At 40.9% G+C, this 26,204-nt stretch carries 20 protein-coding genes; 8 read left to right on the top strand and 12 right to left on the bottom strand.

From position 1 onward, the window contains the following. Both SKC37_RS04740 and SKC37_RS04745 read right to left on the bottom strand, forming a co-directional pair. Positions 1-2,616 (bottom strand): transglycosylase domain-containing protein, encoded by a 2,616-nt coding sequence (locus SKC37_RS04740; protein WP_377980351.1) that lies wholly within the window; start codon positions 2,614-2,616, stop codon positions 1-3. 1 nt (position 2,617) lies between these two features. After that, positions 2,618-3,220 (bottom strand): beta/alpha barrel domain-containing protein, encoded by a 603-nt coding sequence (locus SKC37_RS04745; RefSeq protein WP_377980352.1) that lies wholly within the window; start codon positions 3,218-3,220, stop codon positions 2,618-2,620. Between the two features lie 107 nt (positions 3,221-3,327). Between SKC37_RS04745 and mnmA the strand changes: the two genes are divergently transcribed. Next, positions 3,328-4,470: a tRNA 2-thiouridine(34) synthase MnmA gene (gene mnmA / locus SKC37_RS04750; protein ID WP_377980353.1), complete on the top strand. Its 1,143-nt coding sequence runs from the start codon at positions 3,328-3,330 to the stop codon at positions 4,468-4,470. Here the strand turns inward: mnmA and SKC37_RS04755 are convergent. The 3 genes from SKC37_RS04755 to SKC37_RS04765 are packed head-to-tail and all read right to left on the bottom strand — an operon-like array spanning position 4,463 to position 9,995. Further along, positions 4,463-4,978, bottom strand: a complete 516-nt coding sequence (locus SKC37_RS04755) for a metallophosphoesterase family protein (RefSeq protein ID WP_377980354.1) — start codon at positions 4,976-4,978, stop codon at positions 4,463-4,465. The two genes, mnmA and SKC37_RS04755, sit on opposite strands and share 8 nt — an antisense overlap. Beyond that, positions 4,979-5,947 carry a zinc dependent phospholipase C family protein gene (locus SKC37_RS04760; protein ID WP_377980355.1) on the bottom strand — a complete coding sequence of 323 codons (969 nt, stop codon included), beginning with the start codon at positions 5,945-5,947 and terminating at the stop codon, positions 4,979-4,981. 1 nt (position 5,948) lies between these two features. Continuing rightward, positions 5,949-9,995 (bottom strand): hybrid sensor histidine kinase/response regulator transcription factor, encoded by a 4,047-nt coding sequence (locus SKC37_RS04765; protein ID WP_377980356.1) that lies wholly within the window; start codon positions 9,993-9,995, stop codon positions 5,949-5,951. A gap of 150 nt (positions 9,996-10,145) precedes the next feature. Here SKC37_RS04765 and SKC37_RS04770 point away from each other — a divergent pair, with 150 nt between their 5' ends. Beyond that, positions 10,146-11,168 (top strand): GntR family transcriptional regulator, encoded by a 1,023-nt coding sequence (locus SKC37_RS04770; protein ID WP_377980357.1) that lies wholly within the window; start codon positions 10,146-10,148, stop codon positions 11,166-11,168. 31 nt (positions 11,169-11,199) lie between these two features. Here the strand turns inward: SKC37_RS04770 and queG are convergent, their stop codons facing one another. Beyond that, on the bottom strand, positions 11,200-12,117 hold the full coding sequence (gene queG, locus SKC37_RS04775) for a tRNA epoxyqueuosine(34) reductase QueG (protein WP_377980358.1): 918 nt from the start codon (positions 12,115-12,117) through the stop codon (positions 11,200-11,202). A 102-nt stretch (positions 12,118-12,219) separates the two neighbouring features. Here queG and SKC37_RS04780 point away from each other — a divergent pair, with 102 nt between their 5' ends. Together SKC37_RS04780 and dnaJ are read left to right on the top strand one after the other, a co-directional pair. After that, positions 12,220-12,738 carry a nucleotide exchange factor GrpE gene (locus SKC37_RS04780; RefSeq protein ID WP_377980359.1) on the top strand — a complete coding sequence of 173 codons (519 nt, stop codon included), beginning with the start codon at positions 12,220-12,222 and terminating at the stop codon, positions 12,736-12,738. 6 nt (positions 12,739-12,744) lie between these two features. Then, a complete protein-coding gene (gene dnaJ / locus SKC37_RS04785; RefSeq protein ID WP_377980360.1) occupies positions 12,745-13,905 on the top strand; it encodes a molecular chaperone DnaJ in 1,161 nt (386 codons plus the stop codon). 165 nt (positions 13,906-14,070) lie between these two features. Here the strand turns inward: dnaJ and SKC37_RS04790 are convergent, their stop codons facing one another. The 3 genes from SKC37_RS04790 to SKC37_RS04800 are packed head-to-tail and all read right to left on the bottom strand — an operon-like array spanning position 14,071 to position 18,736. Further along, positions 14,071-17,052 (bottom strand): DUF2723 domain-containing protein, encoded by a 2,982-nt coding sequence (locus tag SKC37_RS04790; protein ID WP_377980361.1) that lies wholly within the window; start codon positions 17,050-17,052, stop codon positions 14,071-14,073. 8 nt (positions 17,053-17,060) lie between these two features. After that, a complete protein-coding gene (gene pheS, locus SKC37_RS04795; RefSeq protein ID WP_377980362.1) occupies positions 17,061-18,086 on the bottom strand; it encodes a phenylalanine--tRNA ligase subunit alpha in 1,026 nt (341 codons plus the stop codon). A gap of 8 nt (positions 18,087-18,094) precedes the next feature. Continuing rightward, entirely contained in the window at positions 18,095-18,736 is a 642-nt protein-coding gene (locus tag SKC37_RS04800) for a porin family protein (protein WP_377980363.1), read from the bottom strand. 97 nt (positions 18,737-18,833) lie between these two features. Here SKC37_RS04800 and radA point away from each other — a divergent pair, with 97 nt between their 5' ends. Then, the gene (gene radA / locus SKC37_RS04805) at positions 18,834-20,213 is read left to right on the top strand and encodes a DNA repair protein RadA (RefSeq protein ID WP_377980364.1); all 1,380 of its coding nucleotides are present in this window, start codon (positions 18,834-18,836) and stop codon (positions 20,211-20,213) included. Here radA and truA read toward each other — a convergent pair. From truA to SKC37_RS04820, 3 genes are all read right to left on the bottom strand, one after another. Beyond that, positions 20,185-20,949, bottom strand: coding sequence for a tRNA pseudouridine(38-40) synthase TruA (gene truA / locus SKC37_RS04810; protein ID WP_377980365.1), 765 nt, complete (start codon positions 20,947-20,949; stop codon positions 20,185-20,187). The genes radA and truA overlap by 29 nt on opposite strands. Before the next feature lie 5 nt (positions 20,950-20,954). Continuing rightward, on the bottom strand, positions 20,955-23,186 hold the full coding sequence (gene purL / locus SKC37_RS04815; RefSeq protein WP_377980366.1) for a phosphoribosylformylglycinamidine synthase subunit PurL: 2,232 nt from the start codon (positions 23,184-23,186) through the stop codon (positions 20,955-20,957). 251 nt (positions 23,187-23,437) lie between these two features. Next, complete coding sequence (locus SKC37_RS04820) at positions 23,438-24,010, bottom strand: nucleotidyltransferase family protein (protein ID WP_377980367.1); 573 nt, start codon at positions 24,008-24,010, stop codon at positions 23,438-23,440. A gap of 64 nt (positions 24,011-24,074) precedes the next feature. Between SKC37_RS04820 and SKC37_RS04825 the strand changes: the two genes are divergently transcribed. Genes SKC37_RS04825 through SKC37_RS04835 form a run of 3 tightly spaced genes read left to right on the top strand, consistent with a single transcriptional unit; the run spans position 24,075 to position 26,203 of the window. After that, complete coding sequence (locus SKC37_RS04825) at positions 24,075-25,238, top strand: class I SAM-dependent methyltransferase (protein WP_377980368.1); 1,164 nt, start codon at positions 24,075-24,077, stop codon at positions 25,236-25,238. Between the two features lie 21 nt (positions 25,239-25,259). Further along, positions 25,260-25,931, top strand: a complete 672-nt coding sequence (locus SKC37_RS04830) for a hypothetical protein (RefSeq protein WP_377980369.1) — start codon at positions 25,260-25,262, stop codon at positions 25,929-25,931. Next, on the top strand, positions 25,928-26,203 hold the full coding sequence (locus SKC37_RS04835; RefSeq protein WP_377980370.1) for a hypothetical protein: 276 nt from the start codon (positions 25,928-25,930) through the stop codon (positions 26,201-26,203). The genes SKC37_RS04830 and SKC37_RS04835 overlap by 4 nt, the downstream gene beginning before the upstream one ends. The last annotated feature ends 1 nt before the right edge of the window (position 26,204 follow it).

The following is a 26,204-nucleotide window of genomic DNA, read 5'->3' on the forward strand; positions in this document are numbered from 1 at the left end:
TTACTTAGGGGAACCGGTAGAATCGTTAGTGACCTCGTTAGACTGATCAATTAAGGCATTTAAAGAATCTAATTCGGAATCCGAAACTTGCAATGAATCTACTATTTCACCACCACCATTCGAACAATCGAAATCTTTCTTCACCACTCGTCGATCCAATTTATCAAATGGTTGTGGGCGGTATTGGGCTAACATTGGATCTTTGACCACTTTAATCATAAAACGTTTAAAGATAGGCAAGGCCGTTTTAGATCCCTCACCCAGCGCTCCTGTCCTAAAGTGAATCGAACGATCATCCCCTCCTACCCAAACTCCTGATATCAAATTATGTGACATACCGATGAACCAGCCATCAGAGTGATTCGAAGTCGTCCCAGTTTTTCCGGCAAATACATGAGCATAGCGATTGTCTTTCGGTAATAAAACATCACCCTCACCAAATAACAAGGCACTACCCGTGCCACCACCATGTACCACCCCCTCTAACATAAAACGCATTAATTGAGCAGATTCTTTTCGAATAACTTGTTCCATTGTTGGCTCAAAATGCTGTAACACTTTCCCGTTTTGGTCTTTAATCTCCTGTACTAACATGGGTTCTACGTGCATACCCTCATTGATAAAGGCAGAATAGGCCCCGATCATTTCATAAAGGGTGACATCAAAAGAACCTAATCCAATGGATGCTTTCGGTTTCAGGGGACTTTTAATTCCCATTTTTTGGGCATAATACATGACCGTATCTGCGCCTACTTCATTCGTAAGGCGAGCCGCAATGGAGTTTATACTTCCAGCTAACGCTCTCTTCAGCGGCAATTCCCTACCAGAGAAGCTACCATTCGCATTGTGAGGACGCCACATTTCCATTTCACCTTTCTCATTCTCGACTTCCACCTCAAAGGCTGCATCTTTCATCGTGTAACAAGGAGACAAATCCTTGGGGCCATCAATGGCAGCAGTATAGACAAAAGGTTTAAATGTCGATCCTGGTTGACGGCGCCCTTGTTTTACGTGATCATACTTAAAGTATTTGAAGTCTAATCCACCCACCCACGCTTTAATGTGACCGGTATAAGGATCCATGGTCATCATCCCAGCCTGCAAGAATTTTTTGTAATATTGGATGGAATCATAAGAACTCATCGTGCGCTTTTCCTCCCCCATGGAATTGCGGGAATAGACCCACATTTCACGCTTCACATCTTTCATATAATGCTTGATGGAATCAGGGCTTTTAGGAAATTTAGTCGCCAAATACTTATAATAATCCGTCCGTTTAGCTACCGTATCAATGAATCCAGGAATTTCCTTTCCACCCTCACCTACCCAAGGATTTTGATTCGACCAATGGTTATCGAACGCTTTTTGTGTGGACCGCATTCCCTCTTCGACTGCTTCTTCTGCATAAATCTGCATTTTAGAATCTATCGTCGTCACAATTTTTAATCCATCCCGGTACAGATCTAATTCTATTTCATTCTTCTGTGCCCATTCATTTAGGTATTTAGCTACCGCGACCTTGAAATAGTTCCCCGTTCCATCGTAAGGCGATTCCTCATTTTCATGTAATTCAATCGGCAAGACCGCTAGCGAATCAAAATCAACCTTACGTAAATAGCCAGCTTTAACCATTTGAGCTAAAACAACATTTCTACGCTTCCAGGCTTTATTTTCTGCCAAAGGCTTACCGATGTAGCGTTTCGGATTATAGGTCGTTGTCGCTTTCTGTAACCCTACTAAAATCGCTGCTTCTTGGATATTCAAACTATCTGGAGTTGTATTGAAATACGCTTTCGAAGCTACCTTAATGCCGTATGCATTATTGCCGTAGTCTACGGTGTTTAAATACCAAAGTATAATCTCGTCTTTCGTATAAAAACGCTCCAATTTGATGGCAGTAACCCATTCTTTGGACTTATATATCAATTTATTTAAACCGGGTATATATCCCAAAATACCCGTTTTTGCGAAACCTTTCTTTGTTCTAGTCTTAAACAAATTCTTGGCCAACTGCTGCGAAATGGTACTTCCACCCCCGCGATCTCCTCCTTTCACAATGCCCACTAATACACCAGCCCAAGCCTGAAAATCAATCCCTGTATGTTGGTAAAAACGGGCATCTTCTGTAGCCACCAGGGCTTTGACTAAATAGGGAGAAATCTGCTTGAAATCGCGAATAGGCGTTCTATTCTCCGCAAAAAACTTCCCTAACAATACGCCATCAGCTGAATAAATTTCAGAGGCTTGTGAAAGTTTCGGATTTTGTAAATCATCTACACTCGGCATTTCCCCAGTTAAAAAGAAGAAATTAGTTTCGACTATAAATAGGTAAATTAAAACAAATAGGGCTGTTTTAAAGAAAACACGGTAAATGCGCACCACCGGTCTATAATAAGAAGACGTTTTATCTACTTTGGCATCGTAGTAAGCTTGCACTTTACGATTTTGCGTTTGTACAAATACTTGACCAAGAACAGCATACCCGATACAAATACTATATATACGCTCGCCCACCACCTTTTTAAATCCAGCTACTAATAGCTCGCAAAAAGCAACAACTTTTGCCCAAACAAAAGCCCTCACTAGTGCATATTTCTTTTTGATGAATGCTAGCATATTAGTCAATTTCTAATTTTTCCAAGATACTCATTAAATCAGAAAAATCGCGAAAACCAGGACGGTCTTCTTTTCCTGCTGTCAATCCAATTCCTTGAATCGATGTCTGTGCTACCCATTCCTCTAAGTCGTCCTCCGGAACATCTAAACCCAATATTATTGGATATTGTGCCGCCCAAGTCTCTATCGAAGATTCCATACCCTGCAAGGACTCCGGACTATTTCCCACAACCAAAAAATGACTAACAAAAGGAGCTGCAGACGCAAATAAGGCAGGTAAATTATCCGTATCGATGTTAACGCGCAAAATTTTAGGTAAATCAACCTCCTTCAACAACAACAATTGAATTAAAACTAATTCAGATTTAGAATCAAGCTCAATGGCATCAGGCTGATGAGAGGCCACTAAAGCTTTTATATCATCGGGTTTCAAACTACCACATTCTCCTACAATCTGAACGCCAGCCAACCAATTTCTAATTTCCGCAAATTTTTCCAACGGCATAGTTAAGGGAAAACCCAACCACTCTACTCCCATTCCTGCACAGTACCGCGCATCGGAGAGATTTTCAATCGAACTGACTTTGACTTTCGTTTTTAACATAGACGGTATTTGAATAATGAGCAAAAATACGCTTTGTACACGTATTTACAAAGATTAGCCGTAACTTGCAGCATAATTTCGTCAGGCATTGAACCTGAGCAGCAAATATGGAGAAAAAAGGACGCGTTTTGGTCGCTATGAGCGGCGGCATTGACAGCTCGGTCGCAGCTGTTTTACTACATGAACAAGGATACGAAGTCATCGGCATGACCATGAAAACATGGGATTACGCGAGTTCAGGTGGCGATAAAAAGGAAACAGGTTGCTGTTCTTTGGATTCCATCAATGACGCGCGTCACATCGCGGTTTCCCTTGGTTTCCCCCACTACATTTTAGATATTAGAGAAGAATTTGGTGATTCTGTCATCGATTATTTCACGAATGAATACATCGAAGGTCGCACGCCTAATCCTTGCGTGATGTGTAATACGCATATTAAATGGGATGCTTTATTGCGCCGTGCGGATCAATTAGGCTGTGAATTTATTGCGACAGGCCACTATGCCCAGATAAGAGAAGAGAATGGTCGGCATATAATTTCTAAAGGTGTAGACGTGTTAAAAGATCAGAGCTATGTGCTTTGGGGTGTCTCGCAAGAGAGTTTAGCCCGTACGATTTTACCTCTAGGTCATTTAACAAAAGCGCGCATACGTGAGATGGCGACAGAGCGCGGCTTTGTGGATTTAGTAAACAAGTCCGAGAGTTACGAAATCTGTTTTGTACCAGATAACGATTACCGCGGATTCTTAAAAAGACGCGTCCCTGAATTAGAGGAGCAAGTAAAAGGTGGAAATTTCATCGATACGGAGGGGAAAATTATTGGTAAACACGAGGGTTATCCTTTTTATACAGTAGGCCAAAGAAAAGGACTCGGAAAGGCTTTCGGCTATCCAGCCTTTGTCATCGAGATTCGAAAAGAGACCAACGAAGTGGTCATTGGTAAAGTAGAGGACTTAAATCGCACGGGGATGTGGGTAGGTCAATTAAACCTACAAAAATATGCTTCTATTCCAGCTGAGGGAATTGAGACCATCACTAAAGTACGTTATAAAGATGCAGGAACTGCCGGACACATCGAGCAGCAAGGGGATCGCATTAAAGTAGATTTCGCCTTTGATGTTTCCGGAATTGCCCCAGGACAAGCGGCCGTATTTTATGAGGGCGACGATGTCGTGGGCGGTGGCTGGATCTTAAAATCCTACCAGAAAGGTAGCATTTTTGAAAACATACAATCCTTTCAGACTACTTAATCTTCGTGTGAATGCGGGGCATTTGAATTAGCTCCATATCAAAAATCCGCTTACCATCAATCTTGAATTGTAATGCTGTTTGCTCGGAGTGAAACCCGTGTTGTCCGGCAGCGCCTGGATTCAAGAAGAGCATCTGGTTGCGATTCTGATCCCTTTTGACCTGCAAAATATGAGAATGGCCGCAGACAAAGATCATCGGAATCCCCATCGAAAACGTCTCTAAAGCGTCTGGTTTATAGGACGAGGGTGCCCCTGCTATATGCGTCATAGCGACAGTCACTTGCTCACAGGTGAATCTGGTAATTTTGGGAAACATATTCCGAATCGTTCGGTCGTCAATGTTCCCGTATACCCCGTAAACCGGTTTACCAAAACCTATCAAGGTATCAGCGACTGCCACAGAGCCCCAATCTCCCCCGTGCCAAATCTGATCGCAAGCTTCCACATGTGGAATCAAACGAGGATCAAGGTAGGAATGAGTATCTGAAAGGACTAAAATTTTCTGCATTTACTTTTTGTGCAAAGAGATTAATTGTCCTGTTGAAATCAAGGTATTAGACTTCCAAAGTGCTTTCTCTGACTCAAAGGCTGCCTTCTTTTCTGCGCTAATTTCCTTTGTTACCCAGGTAGGTGAACCTGCATCTTTCCAAGCTGAATACCAAAAAGACGCCACCCGATGGGAGGATTGAATCATACGTGATTGAATCGAAGTACCTAATTTAGCTGCATAGGCTTGGATAAATTCATCCGTATAATAACGTTGCATTTTGCCATAACGCTCCACCATTTTGAATGATTTATCTTCTCCTAAGGCTTGACGAACCTCCGTTTCTGCTTTAAACATTTCCGGTAGCATGGCATGAGATTCTAATAACACTTGGAAGATGAAATCCTGCGGTTTGGCAATATATTGAGCCGATTGTGGTTGGTATAAGGCATAATTCTTTAATTGAGCCTCTGGAACAAGGGATTCCCAAAGAACATGCATACCTTTTTGATTCGTTAATTGTCCATCGTGATTCTTAGTCGTATGTAACGGGACGTGCGCATCTGACACGTAATGACCTAAATCCGCTGCATAAAATAAAACAGAATCACGCATCTCCTTTTTAAACGCATTGACTAATAAACCATATACACGATTCACTTCCCAAGGCACTAAACCCTCTTTGCGTAAACTATCAATGGAGTATTTAGCCACGGCTTGTTTGAAATCATGCGGAATTTCTGTCCGGTAATTTGGGCCAAAAACCGCCGCATCCATATCCAAATAATGCTTCGAGTCTTCCGTCTTGTCGTCTTTTCGGCGCACATCTGGGCGAATCGATTGCTGAACAATGTAATCCTGATTCGCATAGAAAAATAGGCCTAAGTCTGCTGGCAAGGGATAAATAGCGATTTGTTGCAGTGTTTTGTGAGCTAGGAAGCCCCAAGACACTAAGAAACCACAAACCAGTACAAGTGATAATTTGCGCATATTAATTTTTAGTTATAAATGTTTTAGGAGAATGTCCATATTGTTTTTTAAAGGCACGGGTAAAATAAGCAGGGTCATTGAATCCTACCTGGTAGGCTACTTCTGACACATTTAATGAACCTTTTTCCAAAAGTAATCTAGCTTGTTGCAAACGAATAGAGCGAATAAATTCGTTTCCAGCCAACGAAGTTAGCATTTTCAATTTACGGTACAGCTGCATCTTGCTCATATCCATCGCCTGTTCTAAATGCTCTACATCAAAATCAGCTTCCTCTAAATGCTCAATAACCACCTGCGTCGCTTTAGCAAGGAATTCGTCTTCAAAAACAACCTCCTGTTGCAAATCTTGCTGTAAGATAGAATCTTGCCAACTTTTTCGCAAACGTTCCTTTGCCTCTAGCAATTTCGCCACACGTAACTCTAATATATCTGCATGGAAAGGCTTCGAGATAAAATCGTCTGCTCCGGATTGCATTCCCTCTATTTGGCTTTCTTGAGAGCTTTTGGAAGTCAAAATAACGACCGGAATGTGACTGGTTTTTGAATTCTTTCTAATCTCTTTGCACAAATTCACTCCAGACATGCCCGGCATCATCCAATCTGTTATGACTACATCAGGCAAGTAGGTTAAAGCCATCTCCAACCCAGTTTCTCCTCGATCCGCCTCAATGACCTGAAAGGAATCTTCAAAAATCTCCCGAATAAAGGCCCTCATTTCGGCGTGATCTTCTACAATTAATAAAATCTGCTTCTCTTGTTGAATAACCTGGGCTGAGTCGACTTTTTGACTTATTGACTCTTTGACTTCTTTCGACCCCGACTTCACCCACGCCGGATCAAAAGCCGATTCAGTCACAGGAAAATTAATTTTAAAGTCTGAACCAGCGCCTAAATCACTTTGAACCTCTATCGTCCCACGATGAACTTCCATTAATTCCTTGCATAACGAAAGCCCTATCCCTGTGCCTACCCGATCTACTTTCTCCGGAATTTGGTAGAATCGATCAAAAATATGCTGAATATGTTCCGTACTAATCCCCTTTCCGGTATCAGAAACGTGAATCGAAACTCGATTGATTGATTCTGATGAACCTTGGTACACCTTGTGCAACTCTAAACGAAGACCGATGATTCCTTCCTCAGGAGTGAATTTAAAGGCATTCGATAACAGATTCGTGACGCACTTTTCGATGATGTCAGCGTCGTAGTACACTAACAAAGATTCCACCGGTGCATCCCACTTTAGCTTAATCTGCTTTTGCTGAGCGTAAGCGTCGAAACTTTGTTTGATGGAATGCAATTGACGAATCAAATCGTGCTTCTCCACGAGGGGCTCTACGTTTCCTGATTCGATTTTAGACAAATCAAGTAACTGATTGATGAGTCTCAGCAGTTTTTGAGCATTTTGGTAAATCGAATTAATCTTGGTCTTTTGGTCTTTATTCAGGCTCGCATTCGAGATGAAATATTTTTCTAATGGACTGGTAATAAGGGTCAAAGGTGTCCGTAATTCGTGCGATATGTTTGTAAAGAAATGCGTCTTCACCTGCTCTAATTCCTGAATACGTTCCTTCTCGATCTCCTTTAAACGCAAATCCGTCCTAAAGGCTTCTCGTACCCTAACCTCTCGAACAAAGGCATAAATTATCGCTGCTAGGCTTAAAGCATATAATAAATAAGCCCACCAGGTACGATACCAAGGTGGTAAGACCGTAATCTTTAATTCATAGGGTTTTTCAGCCCAAATTCCATCCGAATTACTCGCCTTTACTTTAAATATATAATCACCCGGACTTAAATTCGTGTAGGTTACGCTTCGCTGGGTACCTACTACATTCCAGTCCTTTTCAAAGCCCTCTAAATAGTAAGCATATCGGTTATTCTTTGGCCTTTGGTATTCTAAAGCGACAAAATCCAAACTAAAGACCGTTTGATCCGGCTGCAGAATTAAGTGCTTAGTAGACAATATATCTACTAATAAAGGGGAATTTTCTTGTCCAGCTTCTACGTCTTTATTGAATATTTTCAGTTTTGTAAAATACACAGGTGGAACATCTAGTCGCATTCGCAAACTATCTGACTTCAAATAATTCAACCCATTAACGCCCCCAAAAAACAACCAATTCTGACTATTCTTTGCTACCGCATTAGTCATAAATTCTTTCCCCTGCAGTCCATCCGCTTCTTCAAAATTGACGAATTTCAATGTTTTGGCATCCATTTTTGATATACCTCCATTGGTGGTAAACCACAGATCCCCTTTCGCATCTTCCACCATTCCTCTCAAGGAATTACTGCCTAAGCCATCATTAACGGTATACACTTTAAACCCTTTATCAGGCCCTACATATTGATTTAAACCCCCTCCTTGGGTCATTACCCAAATACGCCCCTGACGATCTTGATGAATCTTATTAACATGATTATAGCTTAAGGCTCCTGCTTCTGTAGATTTCACATAGTGGCGCAATTTCCCAGACTTAATATCAAAGACATACAAACCAAAACCAACCGTTCCCACCCAAATTTCATTTCCATTCAACACGCGAATGGCTGAAATCGATTTATTTAAAAAATTTTGTTTGCCTAATTCCGGAAAAGGAACTCGGTATTTCTGAGTGAATGGGTTAAAGGAAACAACTCCTACACCTGCTGTTCCTAACAAAAACTCAGAATGAAAGGCTTCTAACGTATTAAAATTAGCTTCTCTTAGTCCTGGTTTGAATGGATAATCAATCAGCTGATGATCTTTCGTAAATAAATTAATCCCTTTACCCCACAAACCTACCCAAACCCCTCCGTCCCCTGCAGGATAAATAAAATTAACGTCATAGGTCTCGGTAGAATTCAATTTGTTCGTAGAAGCACTTTTTAAGTAATGCGTTACTTGACCTGTTTTATGGTTAAAATAGGACAACCCTACATTACTACCTACCCAAACTCCCCTTTCTCCATCCGCTAGTAACGTACTAACTTTATTGCTAAGTAAGCCTTGCAGCGTATTAGGTTTATAACGGAGAACGGCAAAACGCGGCTTTTGGAAGAACGAAATATTTAAACCCGCTTCCCAGGTTCCCACCCAGGTATTTTGATTCGAGTCCGTAAATAAACTCATGATGGAGTTAGAAGATAGACCTAATTCTGGATCTGGATTAGAAGGAATATTGGTATAAGAGTTAAAGTCTTCCCCTTTCAATTTATACACCCCATTATCCGTACCAATCCATAAATTTTTTAGCGCATCTTTCGCTAAAGATGTTACAATGTTTTGACGGGATAAAGGATCGGATGCCTGGTAAAAGACCACCTTAAATTGTTGCGTCTTGGGCGTAAAACGATAAATACCACGCCCGTCAGTCCCAACCAAAATATCCCCATTTTTAGCCTCAAGTAAGGCACGTACTCGGTAATTATTTGCCCCAAACTGGTATGGAATAAAACTATGTGCATTTAATTGAGAAAGCAGATATCCTGTCCTTGTTCCCATCCAAACTGTCCCAGATGAATGCCTGTGTAATCGCGAAACCTCTTTTACATATGGGTTATTCCATTCCGATTCCTCTTTTATCAGTTGATTCGTACGCACATTAAAAACTAAATAACCTAAACCCAATACAGCGACGCCTACCTTGCCTCTTCCCAAATTTAGGATACTAGGAATACTAGAATTAGACAAATCCTGCCCAGTAGGTCCTTTTGTAAATCGAGTAATTTTACCCGTCGCTAATTCTATTTTATTCAAACCAGAATTACGCGTTCCTACCCATAAATTCCCCAAATCATCCTCCGCTACCGTAAATATCTCACTCCCACTTAAGGTTGTAGGATCACTCGGATCATTGCGGTAAATCTTAAAGTTGTGGCCATCGTAGCGATTCAAACCATCGCCTGTCGCAAACCAAAGAAAGCCTTTCTTGTCTTGAATGATTTTATAAACCGAACTTTGGGATAATCCAGAAGCCGTACTTAAACGTTCATAGCGCGTCTGCTTTTGAGCCTGAAGACTCAAAACACTGCACAAAGCCAGGAAGAAAAATAGCCTTTTCATTCGAATCTTAAAATTAGGGAATTATACCAGGAAATTGGACGGATTTGTCCTGAAATACCTATTTGCAAGAATTGTCCTCGAATTTGAAAGATTCGTCCTATGCTACACCATGCCATCACTGTAATTTTGGGACAAGAATTTTTCTTCGATATGAATAAAACATTTGTTTCATTTAACGTAAAGAATTCAGGAAATAAAATCCCGAAATACCAGCAACTAGTGAATTCACTCTTGCAGGATATTGAGATGGGAGAATTAAAACCTGGCGAGCGATTGCCGTCCATCAATGAGGCATCGGAAGAATGCTATCTTTCTCGGGACACCGTGGAAAGAGCCTACACCGAGTTACATAAGATGGGTGCCATCACGTCCATTTTCCGCAAAGGTTATTTCATCTCAGAATCGAGCTTGAAGGTAAAGACGAAAGTTCTTTTCTTGATCGGTCGGATGACAGAAACAAACCAAACCTTGTACAATGCGTTTCTCGATCATTTTGGCAAAAATGTCATGGTGGATATTTATACCTACCAGTACAAGCCCAGAGAGTTTAAAGAGATCATAGGACAGCAATTAGGAAACTACCATTACTACCTAATTCAACCGCATTTAATCGATGAGGATGAGGAAACGGTGAAAATATTACAGAAAATAGCGGGGGATCGCTTGATTTTATTGGACCAAAACTTCGGAACCATCCGTCACTCTAGTCTCATCTGCCCACCTAACCCATCGCTAAAGAAGATTTTTAATACCCAACTAAACCTGTTTAATAAGTACCGCAGTCTTAATTTAGTGTTGAGCGAAGATGAATACTTCGATCCTGAATTAATCAATGCGTGTAGTGAATTCTGCGAAGCGAATTCATTGAAATTCCAAGTATTAGATGGCCTAGAAGAGGACGATTTTCAACAAAAGGAGATTTATTTCACTTTGTCTGATACCGATCTTTTCCAGGCTATCAAATACGCGGACAAAAAGAACTGGACTTTAGGAAAAGATATTGGCATCATCTCCTTGAATGATCATCCATTCAAGGAAATAATTGCCGGAGGCATCACAGTAGTGAGCACTCATCCGGAGAAATTAGGCCAGAAAGCGGCCGAAATGATCCTTAACAATCAAAAGACGGCAGAGGTTATCGAACCTAGCTTACTTATACGGCTATCACTTTAGGGTTTTATTTTGCTTGAAAAGGGCCGTGGTTTCACGGCCTCTTTTTTTTCAAGTAATCGATGTTTCGTTGAATCCCTTTCAGCTTGGTACGCTTTATCGCAGAATAGTGAAATAAGGTCTGAAAAACTTCTTCAGATAATCCCTCCCAATCGACATCGTGTAATTTAGTTTCAAATCTGGGCTCTTCATGCGGCTTCGAAAAGCGATTCCAAGGACACACATCTTGACAGATATCACAACCAAAAATCCAGTTTTGAAAATCCCCCTGCAAACTGGCCGGCATCTGATCCTTTAATTCGATGGTAAAATAGGAAATACATTTGCTCCCATCCACCACATAGGGCGTTATGGCATCCGTAGGACAAGCATCAATGCAACGAGTGCAAGTGCCACAAAAGTCTTTGATGGGTCCATCTGGACTTGCGGGCAAATCAATCAGTAACTCAGCTAGGAAATAAAAACTGCCCTTTTTCGGAATTATCAAATTCGCATTCTTCCCTATCCAACCCAAACCAGACTTCTTCGCCCACGCTTTTTCCAACACAGGCGCAGAATCGACAAACATTCGACCTGAGAACTCCCCTACCTCATTTTGCAAAGTATCCCATAATCCTTGCATTTTATCTTTGATCACCCGATGGTAATCTTCGCCATAGGCATATTTAGAAATCTTGAAATCATTTACCGCGATTTCTTCCGCTGGAAAATAATTGTAGACGAGAGAAATGACGGTTTGACAACCATCTACCAGCTTTCGAGGATCCAAGCGTTTATCGAAATGATTCGCCATATAGGCCATTTCACCGTGCTGATTCGAATTCAGCCAAGCTTCTAAATGAGGAGCCTCATCCTCTAAGAATCCCGCTTGTGAAATACCGCAAAAAGCAAAACCAAAAGATTGTGCTTTGGCTTTAATAAGACGTGAAATTTCTGCTGGACTTTTTGACATTAGGTTAAAATTACAAAGGCCAATTCATTTATGCCAAAGTGTCAGAAAATTGTTTTTGGTATTGAATTTGTAAAGGGAAGAACGCAATCGTAATTTTGTACCATGAAAAAGAAAGAAAACGAACAAACGCCTGAGGAAGAAATTATCAATCAACCAGAAGAAACAAGCACAGAAACGGAAGAAACAGCAGAATCTGCCCAAGTAGATGAATTAGCTGAGATGAAAGAGAAATACCTACGTTTGTATTCTGACTTCGAAAATTTCCGCAAACGTACGTCTAAAGAGAAAATAGAACTCATCCAAACCGCATCGGAACGTTTAATCGTTGACTTATTACCTGTCATCGATGACTACGAACGTGCATTAGCGAATGCTCCAGAAGGAGAAATCTCTGAAGGAACGCAATTAATCTTCACCAAAATCGGTAACATTCTACAGTCCAAGGGATTAAAGGAATTACCCGCGAAAGGCGAAGTATTCGATGCCGAAATTCATGATTGCATTACGCAATTCCCTGCGCCATCTGATGAGGAAAAAGGCAAAGTGGTCGAGGTAGTTGAAAAAGGATATACATTGAATGAAAAAGTCATCCGCTTTGCGAAAGTGGTGGTTGGAAATTAATAGATAATGGCGCAAAAAAGAGATTATTACGAGATTTTAGGAGTTTCAAAATCCGCATCGGAGGACGAAATCAAGAAAGCATACCGCAAAATGGCGGTCAAATACCACCCAGACAAGAATCCTGACAATAAGGAGGCCGAGGAGAAATTCAAGGAAGCAGCAGAGGCCTACGAAGTGTTAAGTAATTCCCAAAAGAAAGCACAATATGACCGATTCGGTCATGCTGGAATGGGTGGCGCTGCTGGCGGCGGTTTTGGTGGTGGCGGAATGAATATGGAAGATATCTTCTCACAGTTTGGAGATATTTTCGGTGGTGGCGATGATAGCCCATTCGGCAGCTTCTTCAACCAAGGTCGCGGGGGTGGAAGACGTCAACGCAGAGGAACAGATCTTCGTATCAAATTAAAGCTAAACTTAGAAGAGATCGCCAACGGCGTCGAAAAGAAAATCAAAGTAAAACGCCACGTAGCTTGTAAAACATGTTCTGGGAATGGCTCTAAAAACGGTACTGACCTAAAAACATGTGGCACTTGCCAAGGTTCGGGCCAAGTTCGTCAAGTACAACAAACAATGCTCGGCCAAATGGTCACTTCATCCACGTGTCCTCACTGTAGTGGAGAGGGTAAAACAGTAGGTTCAAAATGTGGAGATTGCTTCGGTGAGGGCCGCGTATTGGAAGAAGAAATCATCCCAATCAAAATCCCGGCTGGTGTTTCAAACGACATGCAATTGTCAATGTCTGGCAAAGGGAATGTTCCACCTCGTGGTGGAGTTGCCGGTGATTTGTTAATCGTCATTGAAGAAGAAGCACATGATCTATTGCACCGAGACGGAAATAATGTGATCTTCGATCTTTATGTAAACTTTGTAGATGCTGCCTTAGGAACTTCCGTTGAAGTACCTACTATCGGTGGAAAAGCAAAAATCACCTTAGATGCAGGAACTCAAAGCGGTAAAATTCTACGTTTAAAAGGTAAAGGGATTAAAGAATTAAACGGATACTCTATCGGAGATCAATTAGTTCACGTAAACATCTGGACTCCTAAACAAGTGAGCAAAGAGGAAACCGAACTACTTGAAAAACTGCGTGCCTCTCCTAACTTCGCACCACAACCTGGGAAAGCGGAGAAAGGGTTCTTTCACAAGGTGAGGGATATGTTTTCATAGAAAAGCGAAGCTTTTCAAAGCATAAAGAATAAAGCACAAAGAATAAAGTTTGTATCGCCTTCGGCGATGATTTTATGAAGTGTTTTGATTACTGAAACATAAAAAGAGCGGCAATTGCCGCTCTTTTTATTCCATCATTATTCTTTATGCTTTATACTCTATCCTTTACTGCTGCAACCGTTCCAACTGCTTATTAAACTTCGCATCCAATTCCTGGTATTTTGCAGGATTCACTTTGGATGCTTTCAAAGCAGAGACGACTAAATTCATTTCGTAGATCGCAATTTGAACATCACGTTCATGAGAATTGTAACGGCCATCTAAATAATAATCTAATAATTGATCGTCGCGATTCACGATTTTAGAGGCCATTTTTAGTGCAGATTTCGAATCACCTACTGCTATATATAATTCCACCATGGAAGCAGAGAATTGATCATAAGGAATAACTTTATCAGGCATTTTCTTGTCTAAATAATCTAAGACTTTTTTCGCCTTGGCGTATTTTCCCTCCCGAACTAACTGGTCTGCAAGTCTGTATACACTTAAACGAGCTGTTACAGATGGAATTCCTAAATAGAAATCTCCATGGTAATAGATTTTATCATCATTAAGACCTCGCCAATACATCTTTTTCATCAAGTTATTTGACATGATATCGGTATTCACATACCCATCAGTAGCGCCAGGAATCTTGAATGGCATTAAACGATACGCATAACCCTCTAATTGCATCGATTCTTTAAGACCAAGGTATTGGTCATTTGGCAAAGTAGACGCGAAATAAATAGGACGTTTCCAGCCAGATGTCGCATTGTTTGAGATGATCTCAAGCTGTATTAATTCCGCTTTAAAAATATTATGGGATGGTAATTTCCATCCTAATACTGGTGACATATAGGGAATGAATTGCTTAGGAAACCAGCTCGTTCTGGCTACCGCTGCTATATCCACCGGGATAACAACAGAATCTGTTGGGAGCGTATTGATAGTCTCCCCCAATTGAGTTTGCTCTTGAATAGATGGACTGTCTTTGTGTAATAAATCCAAATAATCAGGCAAAGACATCGCATTCAAGCCCTCTTTAGGGTTATATAAAATCTGGTCATTGATACCCTCCATTAACTGATCCTTAGTTAATTTGATAGGTAATGGTTGTGATTCATAAGTTTTACGCTTCATTTGATCAATGTACCAATCTGTTCCTAAAAGAGACAAATTACATACTCGAACATCTGTTCTGAAACCCTCTACTTCTTGAACATACCAAAGTGGGAATGTATCATTATCCCCTCCCGTAAATAAAATCGCATTTGGCGCACAAGAATTCAAGAGATTTTTGGCAAAATCAATCTGGTGGTAACGATCACTACGATCATGATCATCCCAGTTTTGTTGTGCTAAAATAGCTGGAGCAGTTAAACCTAAAATAGACACAAGAGCCCATTTCGCCTTATCTGCTTTCAGGATTTTCTGAACAACCTCCAAGATTTGCATCACCGCAAATCCTGCCCAAATAGACATAAAATAGAACGATCCTACGAAGATATAATCCCTCTCACGTGGTTCGGTTGGCGGTGAATTCAAGTAAACTGTTAAAGCCACCCCCGTTAAAACAAACATCAAAATCGTCACTAAGAGATCCTTATCATTCTTACGTAATAGGTAAAAGAATCCTAAAAGCACGAATATGATAGGTAGGAAAAAATAATTATTTCGTGCTTTATTATTGCGTAAAATGTCTGGCAATTTTGATGAATTCTCAAATGAATTAATGGCCCAAGCATCTTGTAAATCACTTTCTCGACCTACGAAGTTCCACAGTAAATAGCGCATGTACATATGCCCTAATTGATGTGTAAATAAGAATTCTAGGTTCTTGCCAAAGCTTGGCTTCTCCCCAGCTGGGATGTCTAACATCTCTTGGTATAACTTCACGTGATTCGCTTGATTCGAATAGACACGTGGCAATAACATCATTTGGGTCTTATCGTATTCATACACCGGCTTTTTTGTGTATTCTACGTATTTCCCGTCTTTCATCTTATATACCGGAGTTTCTGCTCCCTCTTTATAACCCGTCACCTCTGCTGTATAAACAGGGCCATAGATCAAAGATCGCTCACCATATTGCTCACGCTTCAAGTATTTCAAAAAGTTCAAAATATTGCTCGGATCATTCTCATTAATCGGGGTATTGTAGCCTGAACGAACTAAAGCAACGGTATAGGTTGAATAACCTATCAAAAGGAAAACGAAAGAGAATAAGGCTACATTGAGAACTTCCTTGCCTTTAGCATAAGAAAAACGAATCCCAAAAACGACAGCAGCTATCAATAAAATCAAGAAAACAATCGCTCCAGCACCATAAGCGAATCCTAAAGTATTGACAAAAAACAGTTCAAACTGAAAGGCTACACTGGGTAAACCAGGAATGATTCCCGCATTAATGATGCCTAAAATAAACAAGGCAACGAAGATCGAAATAACCCCACCTGTCAAGGTAGGCTTATCATAGCGTTTGAAATAATACAATAATCCCAAAGCCGGAAGCGTCACCAAATTCAATAAATGGACACCGATGGATAAACCTACTAAATAAGCAATAAACAAGATCCAGCGATTTGATTCTGCGCGATCTTCTACTAATTCCCACTTAAACGCCGCCCAAACCACAATGGCAGTAAAGAAAGATGACATCGCGTACACCTCCGCTTCGACAGCTGAAAACCAAAACGTATCTGAAAAAGTGTAAATCAATGAACCAACCACCCCAGAAGCTAATAAACCAAAACGTTCATTGGCATTCAAGTCTTCAAAGGACTTATTGATCACTTTGCGACCAATCATCACGATCGTCCAATGCAAGAATAAAATAGTCAAGGCACTACTCAAAACCGACATCATGTTCACCCAATAGGCTACTTTCGTCACATCGCCCAAGGCTAATAAAGAGAACATTCTCCCTAACAACAAGAACAACGGTGCTCCCGGAGGGTGAGGTACTTGTAACTTATAGGCACAAGCGATGAACTCTCCACAGTCCCAAAAAGAGGCCGTAGGTTCGACAGTCAATGTATAAGTAACCAAGGCAATGAAGAAAACTCCCCAGCCCGTCCAATTATTTATTTTTTTAAAACTCCACATAGGTCAGATTAATTAAACTGTTTTAAGAAACGTACGTCATTCTCTGTAAATAGACGTAAGTCTTTGATCTGGTATTTTAACATGGTAATACGTTCAATACCCATTCCAAAAGCAAAACCATTGTATTTCTTCGAGTCAATTCCCACATTTTCTAAGACATTGGGATCCACCATGCCGGCCCCTGCAATTTCTACCCAACCAGCTCCTTTGCAGACATTACAACCATCCCCTTTGCACAATAGACAGGTAATGTCCATTTCTGCACTCGGCTCAGTGAAGGGGAAATAAGATGGACGGAAACGGACTTTCGTATCTTTCCCAAACATTTCTTTGGCAAAATGATACAAAGTGTCTTTCAAGTCCTTAAAACTAACTTGTTCGTCCACATAAAGTCCCTCCACTTGATGGAAAAGGCAATGCGCACGAGCAGAAATAGCCTCATTACGATAAACACGCCCTGGCATAACCGAGCGAATCGGCGGCTTCTGGTGCTGCATCAACCGAATTTGCACATTAGACGTATGCGTACGCAATAAAACGTCGTCCTGAATTTCACCTGCCCCTTTTTCAATAAAAAAGGTATCCTGCATTTCGCGTGCCGGGTGATTTGCTGGAAAATTCAACGCAGTAAAATTATAAAAATCAGTTTCGATTTCCGGTCCATCCGAAACAGAGAATCCCATGCGATTAAATATCTCTAAAATGCGCGCTCTAACCTTAGTCAAAGGATGTAAACTACCTTGTGAAATCGGATTATATAGCGTTAAATCAGACGGAACTTCAAAGTCCGCCGCATTACCAGCAAAAGCTTCTTGAGCCTCTGCAAATTTAGCTTCCGCAGCATTCTTCAAGCCATTTAATGATTGACCTACTTCTCGGCGATTCTCAGCTGCCACATTTTTCAACTCATCAAATAGCGCAGCTAAACGACTTTTGCGACCGACAAATTGATTTCTAAAAGATTCTAATTCGCCCTCGTTTGAAATGACAAAAGAGTCAATTTCATCCTGAAGAGCCTTTATTTGTTCATTCATTTGTAAAATTATAAAATGCGAAAACCAAGAGTTGCCTGGTAATAACTAGGTTTTTGAGAATAATTAAATCCACTAGGAACAGACAACGTATTGTTTAATTCTGACATAGCTCCCTCATAACGCAGGTCTAAGGACAAATTCAGGATGTCAAAACCCACCCCTGCTTGGTATGAAAAATTCGAACGGTTAATAATTTCCTGGGACGTTCCAGAAAAATAGGATTTAACGGCAGCATCTGGACTCGTGGACGCACTAATCGCATAAGTGGCCACAGGACCAGCTAATACACGAATAGGACCTAATTTAAGGCCTACCAAAATAGGAACATCTAAAGATTTTTGAGAAAACCCTACCACACCTTGATTCGTTGTCAAGGAATTAAGCACGTCTACATTCACTTCTTTTGCTGAAAAATAGACCTCAGGCTGGATAAAAACCGTACGACCGATGCGAGCAAATGCCCCGAATTGATACCCTGATTTATTTTCTAAGTTTGTACTTAGGCTGGCTACTTTTACGGAAGAAAGATTAACACCTCCTTTAAGTCCAATTCTAAAATAATCAGCACGGGAGTGTTTTTGAGCTGTGGCAGAAGTAACGATTCCTACGAAAAGGACGATCATCCATCCTAAATTGAATGCTTTCATCATGGTTGTCATTATTTAACTTGTAAAATTATCCTTTTTCATCCGAAAAAAAAGAAAAAACCAAAATCAAAACGTATTTTTGACTACAAATCGTATAAACGTGGCTAAAGCTAAAACCTCCTTTTTTTGTCAATCCTGTGGACATTCTGCCCCTAAGTGGCTGGGCAAGTGTCCCTCTTGCGGAGAATGGAATACGTTCGTGGAGGAATTAGTGGAACAGGCGGTTCATCCGGCGGAAGTTTGGAAGACTAAAGGCAGTCCGAAATCAGCCGCGAAGCCTAAGTTATTAAATGAAGTAAGCTTCGAAAACTTACCTAAACTAACTTGCTCTGACCCTGAATTTAATCGGGTTTTAGGCGGAGGTATCGTTCCAGGATCACTCGTATTAATCGGTGGAGAACCAGGTATCGGAAAATCAACCCTTTTACTTCAAGTAGCACTTTCTTTAACCCAGACACGTGTTTTATACGTCACTGGGGAAGAATCGGAACAGCAAATTAAATTGAGAGCAGATCGTCTAGCGGCGAAATCAGACTCTTTATATATTCTAACAGAGACAAATACACAATCCATTTTTAGGCATTTAGTAGACCTAGAGCCTGAATTAATCATTGTGGATTCAATACAAACTTTGTTTTCTGATCAAATAGAATCTGGCCCTGGTTCCGTATCACAGATACGGGAATGTGCGCTGGAATTAATGCGCTTCGCGAAAGAAAGTGGCACGCCCATCTTCTTAGTAGGTCACATTACCAAGGAAGGTTCCATCGCCGGACCTAAAGTCCTAGAACACCTAGTGGATACTGTTTTGCAATTTGAAGGCGATCGCCACATGATCTACCGTATTTTACGCACGACAAAAAACCGGTTCGGTTCAACTTCCGAATTAGGTATCTATGAAATGCTAGGAAGTGGATTACGACCAGTGACGAATCCGTCAGAAATTTTGTTATCACAACGAGATGAACCCTCCTCAGGTATTGCCATTGGAACCTTAATGGAGGGGAATCGCCCACTATTAGTGGAAATTCAATCCTTGGTGAGCGCCTCATCTTATGGTAATGCCCAACGAACCGCTAACGGTTACGATGGAAAACGCTTAAGCATGTTGATCGCCGTTTTAGAGAAAAGAGGCGGCTATAAATTAGCGACCCAAGATGTATTCTTGAACATCACGGGCGGAATACGGGTAGATGATCCTGCACTTGATTTAGCGACTTGCCTATCCTTAGTCTCTTCATATGAGGATAAAATAATTGATTCCTCCATCTGTTTTGCAGCAGAGGTTGGACTTGGAGGGGAATTACGTTCTGTAACGCGAATCGATCAACGCATCGCAGAGGCAGAAAAACTAGGCTTTAAGGAAATCTGGATCAGCAAGTACAATTTGAAAGGACTAAATTATAAGCCCAATAAAATCAAAGTACAATCGGCAGCGACCCTATTGGATGTTATCTTGCACATTTGGCGTCAAAAATAGTCACCGGATATTCCACTTCTAAGAGATGTAATCCGTGAGCAGGAACGGCGCGACCGGCTTTGCAGCGGTCTTTTGAATCCAATATTTCTTGCAATTGCGTTTTATTCAAGCGCCCCTGCCCTACTTCAAGCAGCGTACCAACCACAGCGCGAACCATACCACGCAAGAAACGATTTCCTTGAATCGTAAAAATAAGTTCTTCTCCTCTCCGTGCCCAAGATGCCTGCATTATCGTGCATTCAAAGGTCGCAACTTCTGTTTTAACTTTGGAAAAACATTGGTAATCCGTGTGCTGAAAAAATAAGGACGCAGCCTGATTCATTGCTTCCACATCTAATTCAACACCGAAACGATAAGCATAGGCAGCATTAAAAGGACTTTTCGTAGGACTTATGCGGTATTCATAGGTACGTGACAATGCGGCGAAACGCGCGTGAAAATCATCAGCCACCTGGTAAATTCCTTGAATCGCTAAAGAATCAGGCAACATGCGGTTTAACCGAAATACCCAATTTTCTTTTACCTTTTTACCCTCAGGTAAATCGAAATGAGCAAACTGTTGGTGCGCATGCACCCCCGTGTCTGTGCGTGAACTACCCACAATTTCCAGGGTTTCCCCTAGCAGTAAACTTAATTTATCTTGCAAAACCGACTGAACTGTCGTTGCGTTGGGCTGAATTTGGTAGCCATGAAAAGAGCCGCCATCGTACGAAAAAGCGAGTAGATAGCGGCTCATTTTACTTATTTCATTAAAGCAGTTTCTAGTGCTGTATCAAATGATTGATATGCAGCAGCCACAGAGCTCAAAACAGCACCATCCGCCACCATATCCGATCCTTGAACAGATCCTAGCGCTGAGAATTTAACTCCATGTGCCTGTAAAGCAGACTCAAAGGCCGCTTTCTTCGCAACATCCACTGAAACGACCACACGGGATTGTGCTTCTCCGAACCAGAAAGCATCCTGACGAATCGCCTCATCTGAAGTCACATTGAATCCAAGTCCACGAGGGAAAGAAGATTCCGCTAATGTCACTAACAAACCTCCGTCAGATACATCGTGAGCTGATTCGATCAATTTATTGGTAATTAAAGCCGAAATCGCTTTTTGTACCTTTTGTTCTGTAGCCAAATCAAAATGTGGTGCAGGAGTTGCTTTGATACCTTTGTAAGAATATACATATTCTGAAGAAGCAATATCATTCACAGATTCACCCACTAAATAGATAACATCACCCTCTTTTTTGAAGTCTAATGTCATCTTATTCGCTGGATCCTCTAAAATACCTAACATACCAATGGTAGGCGTAGGGAATACAGGACCCTCGTCAGAAGACTGGTTATAGAAAGAAACGTTTCCACCGGTAACTGGCGTTTCAAATGCCTCACACGATTTTTTCATCCCCTTAATGGCACCCACAAATTGCCAGTAAACTTCTGGAACGTATGGATTACCAAAGTTCAAACAGTTCGTAATCGCCACCGGCACACCACCTGAACATACGATGTTACGAGCAGCTTCTGCTACTGCCATCGCACATCCCTCTTCCGGATCAGCGTTAACATAACGCGAATTGCAGTCTACGGTAATTACAATCGATTTTTGAGAACCGTGTACTTTCACAACAGCAGCATCCGAAGGTGCATTTGTATTGCGATTTGCACGGCCAATCGATGAATCATATTGTTGAGCTACCCACTTCTTAGAAGCGATGTTCGGGTGATTCATCATATAATTCAACGCCTTAGGCAATTCTTCCTTAGGCAAATCAGCTACTGAATCAATCTTAAATTTCTTAAATTCTTGAAAGTAAGCAGGCTCTTTGTACTCGCGGTGGTATACCGGAGCACCTCCACCTAATACTAAATCATCTGCAGGAACATCAGCCACTAAAACTCCGTCTTGATAGAATTCAAGGCGTTTAGTATCCGTCACGGTACCAATTTGCTCGCAATTTAAATCCCACTTATCAAAAATACGTTTCGCTTCGTGCTCACGACCTTTCTCCACGACGATTAACATTCGCTCTTGAGACTCAGATAACAAGATTTCAAATGGCTGCATGTTGGGTTGACGCGTAGGAACTTTGGAAAGATCAATAATCATTCCATGTTCTCCTTTCGCAGACATTTCTGAAGTCGAGCAAATAATACCCGCCGCACCCATATCCTGAATACCGATCACACAACCCGCTTCGATGATTTCCAAAGAAGCCTCTAACAATAATTTCTCCTGGAATGGATCCCCTACTTGAACCGCGGGTAATTTCTCCGACGACTTCGCCGTAATATCTTCTGATGCAAAACTTGCACCGCCAATTCCATCTTTACCCGTAGCAGACCCCACGATAAACACCGGATTGCCTACGCCATACGAGATGGCAGAGGCTTGAGTACCTACTTTTAAAATACCCGCTGAAAACGCATTAACTAGCGGATTTACATTATAACAATCATCGAATTGAACCTCACCACCCACGGTAGGGATTCCAAAGGCATTCCCATAATCTCCAATCCCTTTCACCACACCTTTCACTAACCACTTCGTTTTCGCTAAATCAATATTACCAAAACGTAAGGAATTCAATTGCGCAATCGGACGCGCACCCATCGTGAAAATATCACGGTTGATACCACCCACCCCTGTTGCCGCACCTTGGTAAGGCTCTAATGCAGACGGGTGATTGTGTGATTCAATCTTAAAAGCGCAACCTAAACCGTCTCCTAAATCAACCAAACCGGCATTTTCCTCACCCGCTTTTGCTAGCATACGTGGTGAGTCTTTAGGCAAAGTCTTCAACCAAACAATTGAATTCTTATAGCTACAATGCTCAGACCACATGACAGAGAAAATCGACAATTCAGTAAAATTAGGCTTGCGACCTAAAATCTCCTGAATGCGATCATACTCTTCGGGCAATAATCCTAATTTTTTGGCTGTTTCGACGGTGGGATGGGTTCCGATTGATTCCACTTAATTGAGTTTAAAATTGAAATACAAAGATAGGAAATCTTACGCATTGAGCATAAAAATTAAAGCATAAAGCATAGAGCACAAAGCATAAATTTGGAATAAAAAATGGCTGAAGCCCATTTTTTATAATAAGAGTAGGGAAAAAAAATTGTAACAACACATTTCTAAAGTCATTCGCGAAGCGAATACCTACTTTGTGCTTTGTGCTTTACTCTTTGTGCTTTAGATTTAAAGAAAGTCTGCGACTTTCTTTAAATCCCCCAATACTCCCGATCTTCCGGCACATCAACATCTCTAAATTTGTCGGAAAAGTGAATGATTTCGCAGAGCATCGGATTTTGGCGCCAAAATTTTCCCAAACCTTGATCCCCACTCCAAGCTTTAAATAAAGGCCTTAAGCTAGATGGAATAAGAACTGGGGGCGAATTGACCCCTTGAAATGAGGCCACTATCGCTCTTTCGGTATTCGCCAAAGAGATGATATTTTTCATGTGCGCATTCGTTAAGAAAGGTAAATCGCACAATAAGACTAAAACGTCTTTATTCTGATCTATCGCTCGAAGCCCCACTGCCAGCGATTCCCCCATTCCTTTGTCCCAATTTTCAACCAGGACATAAGATAAGGACATAAACTCTTTTTGTAAATTCTCAATGATGCAAATGGATTGTTCTACCTCAGCACCGAGACACACGACTACTTCTTTGCAAACGCTGAATGATAAGCGAATAGACCGCTCTAAAAGGCTTTGGCCTTGATAAACTAATACTTGTTTTGCTTCCCCTAAACGGGATGAGGCACCAGCTGCTAAAATTAACCCTGTCATTTGATCTATTGAATTTCACTAATTTAAATAAAAATAATTAAAGCTTAGGTGCTAATTTTAGGGAATGCTTCGAGAAAACGATATCCGATTTATTCAAGAGAACCTCCAAAAGGATCCGGTTGCGATTGCACTAGAAGCTGCAAAATACCCAGAATTGAACATCCCTGTCTTAGTGGGCCAAATAAAAGCTAGACAGAAACTCAAAGACAAAATGCCACAATGGGTGGCCAATGAAAGGGTTTTCTTCCCGCCTGTTTTGGCACTAGAACAATCCTCTTCAGAAGAGACGGCTTACTTTAAGGCCTCCTTAGTACAGGGGAAAGTCGTAGACTTAACTGGCGGGATGGGCCTAGATTCTTGGGCCTTTGCAAAAGCAGGTTGCGAAGTAGATTACATCGAAAGACAGGCGGATCTGGCAGAAATAACCGCCTTTAACCATACACAATTAAACGCAGGAAAGATCCAGCACCATACCGGAGATAGTATAGAATGGTTAATAAACCAGGCAGAAAACATTGATTTCATTTACATAGATCCCGCCAGACGAGATGGCTCAGGCAACAAAGTCATCCTTTTGCAGGATTGCGAGCCTAATGCGATTGAATTAGTTCCCTATGTCAATAAAAATACAAGTTTACTGATTAAAACGAGTCCATTACTTGATTTAGATAGAGCCGTTCAAGAATTACAAGGAGTGGAAAAAATTTATATTGTCTGCTTTAAAAATGAAGTCAAAGAATTACTGTTTCTTAAAACCACTCATTCCACAGAAGATCCGGAAATACAGGTGATTGAATTGAATGCAGAGAATCCGCACTTGTTTCGACAAAAAAAATCTATTGAATTAACTACCTCCATATCGCTTAGCGCCCCATTAAAGTACTTATATGAGCCTCATGCAGGCATATTAAAAGCTGGTTTCTTTAAGTCGATAGGCCATAATTTAGCGAAAATAGCGGCAAATACCCACCTGTACACCTCGGATGTGTTGGACACTCATTTTGCGGGTAGATCGTTTGAAATTTTGGCGGAGGGTTCATTAGATAAAAAATGGATACAAACTACTTTACCAGGAATGAAAGCGAATATATCTACCCGAAATTTTCCGTTGAACGCAGATGAAATTAGACATAAATTGAAAATCAAGGATGGAGGAGAATTTACCTTATTCGCCTTTCGAGATCAGTCAAATAAAAACAAGGTTGTCCTAGCTAAAAAAATCTTATAACTTTATTAAAAATTTCATCCTATGAAAAAGTTACTTATCCTATTCGTTCTTAGCTTATACGTATTCCAAAGTCATGCGCAAGTATTTACGGGCATGTCTGAAATAGACAAATCAAAAAAAGAGGGGGTTTATACTTTTGTAAATACGCAAGAGAAATTTGCTGCAGCCAGCTGGAAAGCTTATTTAAGCAAGTTTGGTAAGGTGACAGAAGGAAAAAATGGCAGCTTTTCGAGTAATGATTTAATGGTTCCTAGCATTTCAGAAAAACCCTTGCTAGTGGTTTCCAAGGTTTCAGAGGAAAATAAAAAAGTGAAATTATTTATCTCGATGGCGACGGGAAGTGACGAGTTTGTCCAAACGGGACACCCTAAATTAACCGAAGCTAGCACTTGGATTGAAGCGTTTTTAAAATTGGTGGATTTAGAAGAAGCGGTGAGAGTAGAAGAGAAAAAATTAGCTGAATTAATCAATGCTCAAGCTAAAATCAGCAAGCAAACAGAACGTCTAATTAGAGAAGTGGATTCAAATCAACGCCAAATCAATAATTTAGAGGAACGCTTGAAAGAAGCTAAGGTGGAGAAAGAAAAAATCTTAACCAATCAAGAGCAGAATAAATTAGACCAAAAGTCTAAAGAGGACGAAATTGCCGCACAAAAAGTAGCTGTTGAAGCAGCCAAACAAAAAATTAAATGAAAAAAGGAATAATCGCATTTTTGACGATTGTGTTTTTCTGCAATTTTGGTCGAGTAGAATATTCTGCTTTAAACCCTAAGGCAAAAACCATTCAATTGGATTCTACCGTTAAGTCAGCATCCGTCTCTACCTCTACGGTAGAGAAAACGGATACAGTGCAAACAGAACAAGATTCGGCAGACGCCACGGAAGAAAACTTGGGTTGGTCTACCTATTTAGTTTTAGGTATGAAAACAATAGTGGCGACATTGCTTAAGCTGTTGGTAGCCTAAT

The sequence above is a fragment of the Aquirufa esocilacus genome (assembly GCF_042715595.1).
Lineage (GTDB): Bacteria > Bacteroidota > Bacteroidia > Cytophagales > Spirosomataceae > Aquirufa > Aquirufa esocilacus.

Bases quoted from the DNA above. Each gene is read 5' to 3' on its own strand.
- SKC37_RS04740 (WP_377980351.1), bottom strand. From the start codon at position 2,616: ATGCTAGCATTCATCAAAAAGAAATATGCACTAGTGAGGGCTTTTGTT.
- SKC37_RS04745 (WP_377980352.1), bottom strand. From the start codon at position 3,220: ATGTTAAAAACGAAAGTCAAAGTCAGTTCGATTGAAAATCTCTCCGAT.
- mnmA (WP_377980353.1), top strand. From the start codon at position 3,328: ATGGAGAAAAAAGGACGCGTTTTGGTCGCTATGAGCGGCGGCATTGAC.
- SKC37_RS04755 (WP_377980354.1), bottom strand. From the start codon at position 4,978: ATGCAGAAAATTTTAGTCCTTTCAGATACTCATTCCTACCTTGATCCT.
- SKC37_RS04760 (WP_377980355.1), bottom strand. From the start codon at position 5,947: ATGCGCAAATTATCACTTGTACTGGTTTGTGGTTTCTTAGTGTCTTGG.
- SKC37_RS04765 (WP_377980356.1), bottom strand. From the start codon at position 9,995: ATGAAAAGGCTATTTTTCTTCCTGGCTTTGTGCAGTGTTTTGAGTCTT.
- SKC37_RS04770 (WP_377980357.1), top strand. From the start codon at position 10,146: ATGAATAAAACATTTGTTTCATTTAACGTAAAGAATTCAGGAAATAAA.
- queG (WP_377980358.1), bottom strand. From the start codon at position 12,117: ATGTCAAAAAGTCCAGCAGAAATTTCACGTCTTATTAAAGCCAAAGCA.
- SKC37_RS04780 (WP_377980359.1), top strand. From the start codon at position 12,220: ATGAAAAAGAAAGAAAACGAACAAACGCCTGAGGAAGAAATTATCAAT.
- dnaJ (WP_377980360.1), top strand. From the start codon at position 12,745: ATGGCGCAAAAAAGAGATTATTACGAGATTTTAGGAGTTTCAAAATCC.
- SKC37_RS04790 (WP_377980361.1), bottom strand. From the start codon at position 17,052: ATGTGGAGTTTTAAAAAAATAAATAATTGGACGGGCTGGGGAGTTTTC.
- pheS (WP_377980362.1), bottom strand. From the start codon at position 18,086: ATGAATGAACAAATAAAGGCTCTTCAGGATGAAATTGACTCTTTTGTC.
- SKC37_RS04800 (WP_377980363.1), bottom strand. From the start codon at position 18,736: ATGATGAAAGCATTCAATTTAGGATGGATGATCGTCCTTTTCGTAGGA.
- truA (WP_377980365.1), bottom strand. From the start codon at position 20,949: ATGAGCCGCTATCTACTCGCTTTTTCGTACGATGGCGGCTCTTTTCAT.
- SKC37_RS04820 (WP_377980367.1), bottom strand. From the start codon at position 24,010: ATGACAGGGTTAATTTTAGCAGCTGGTGCCTCATCCCGTTTAGGGGAA.
- SKC37_RS04825 (WP_377980368.1), top strand. From the start codon at position 24,075: ATGCTTCGAGAAAACGATATCCGATTTATTCAAGAGAACCTCCAAAAG.
- SKC37_RS04830 (WP_377980369.1), top strand. From the start codon at position 25,260: ATGAAAAAGTTACTTATCCTATTCGTTCTTAGCTTATACGTATTCCAA.
- SKC37_RS04835 (WP_377980370.1), top strand. From the start codon at position 25,928: ATGAAAAAAGGAATAATCGCATTTTTGACGATTGTGTTTTTCTGCAAT.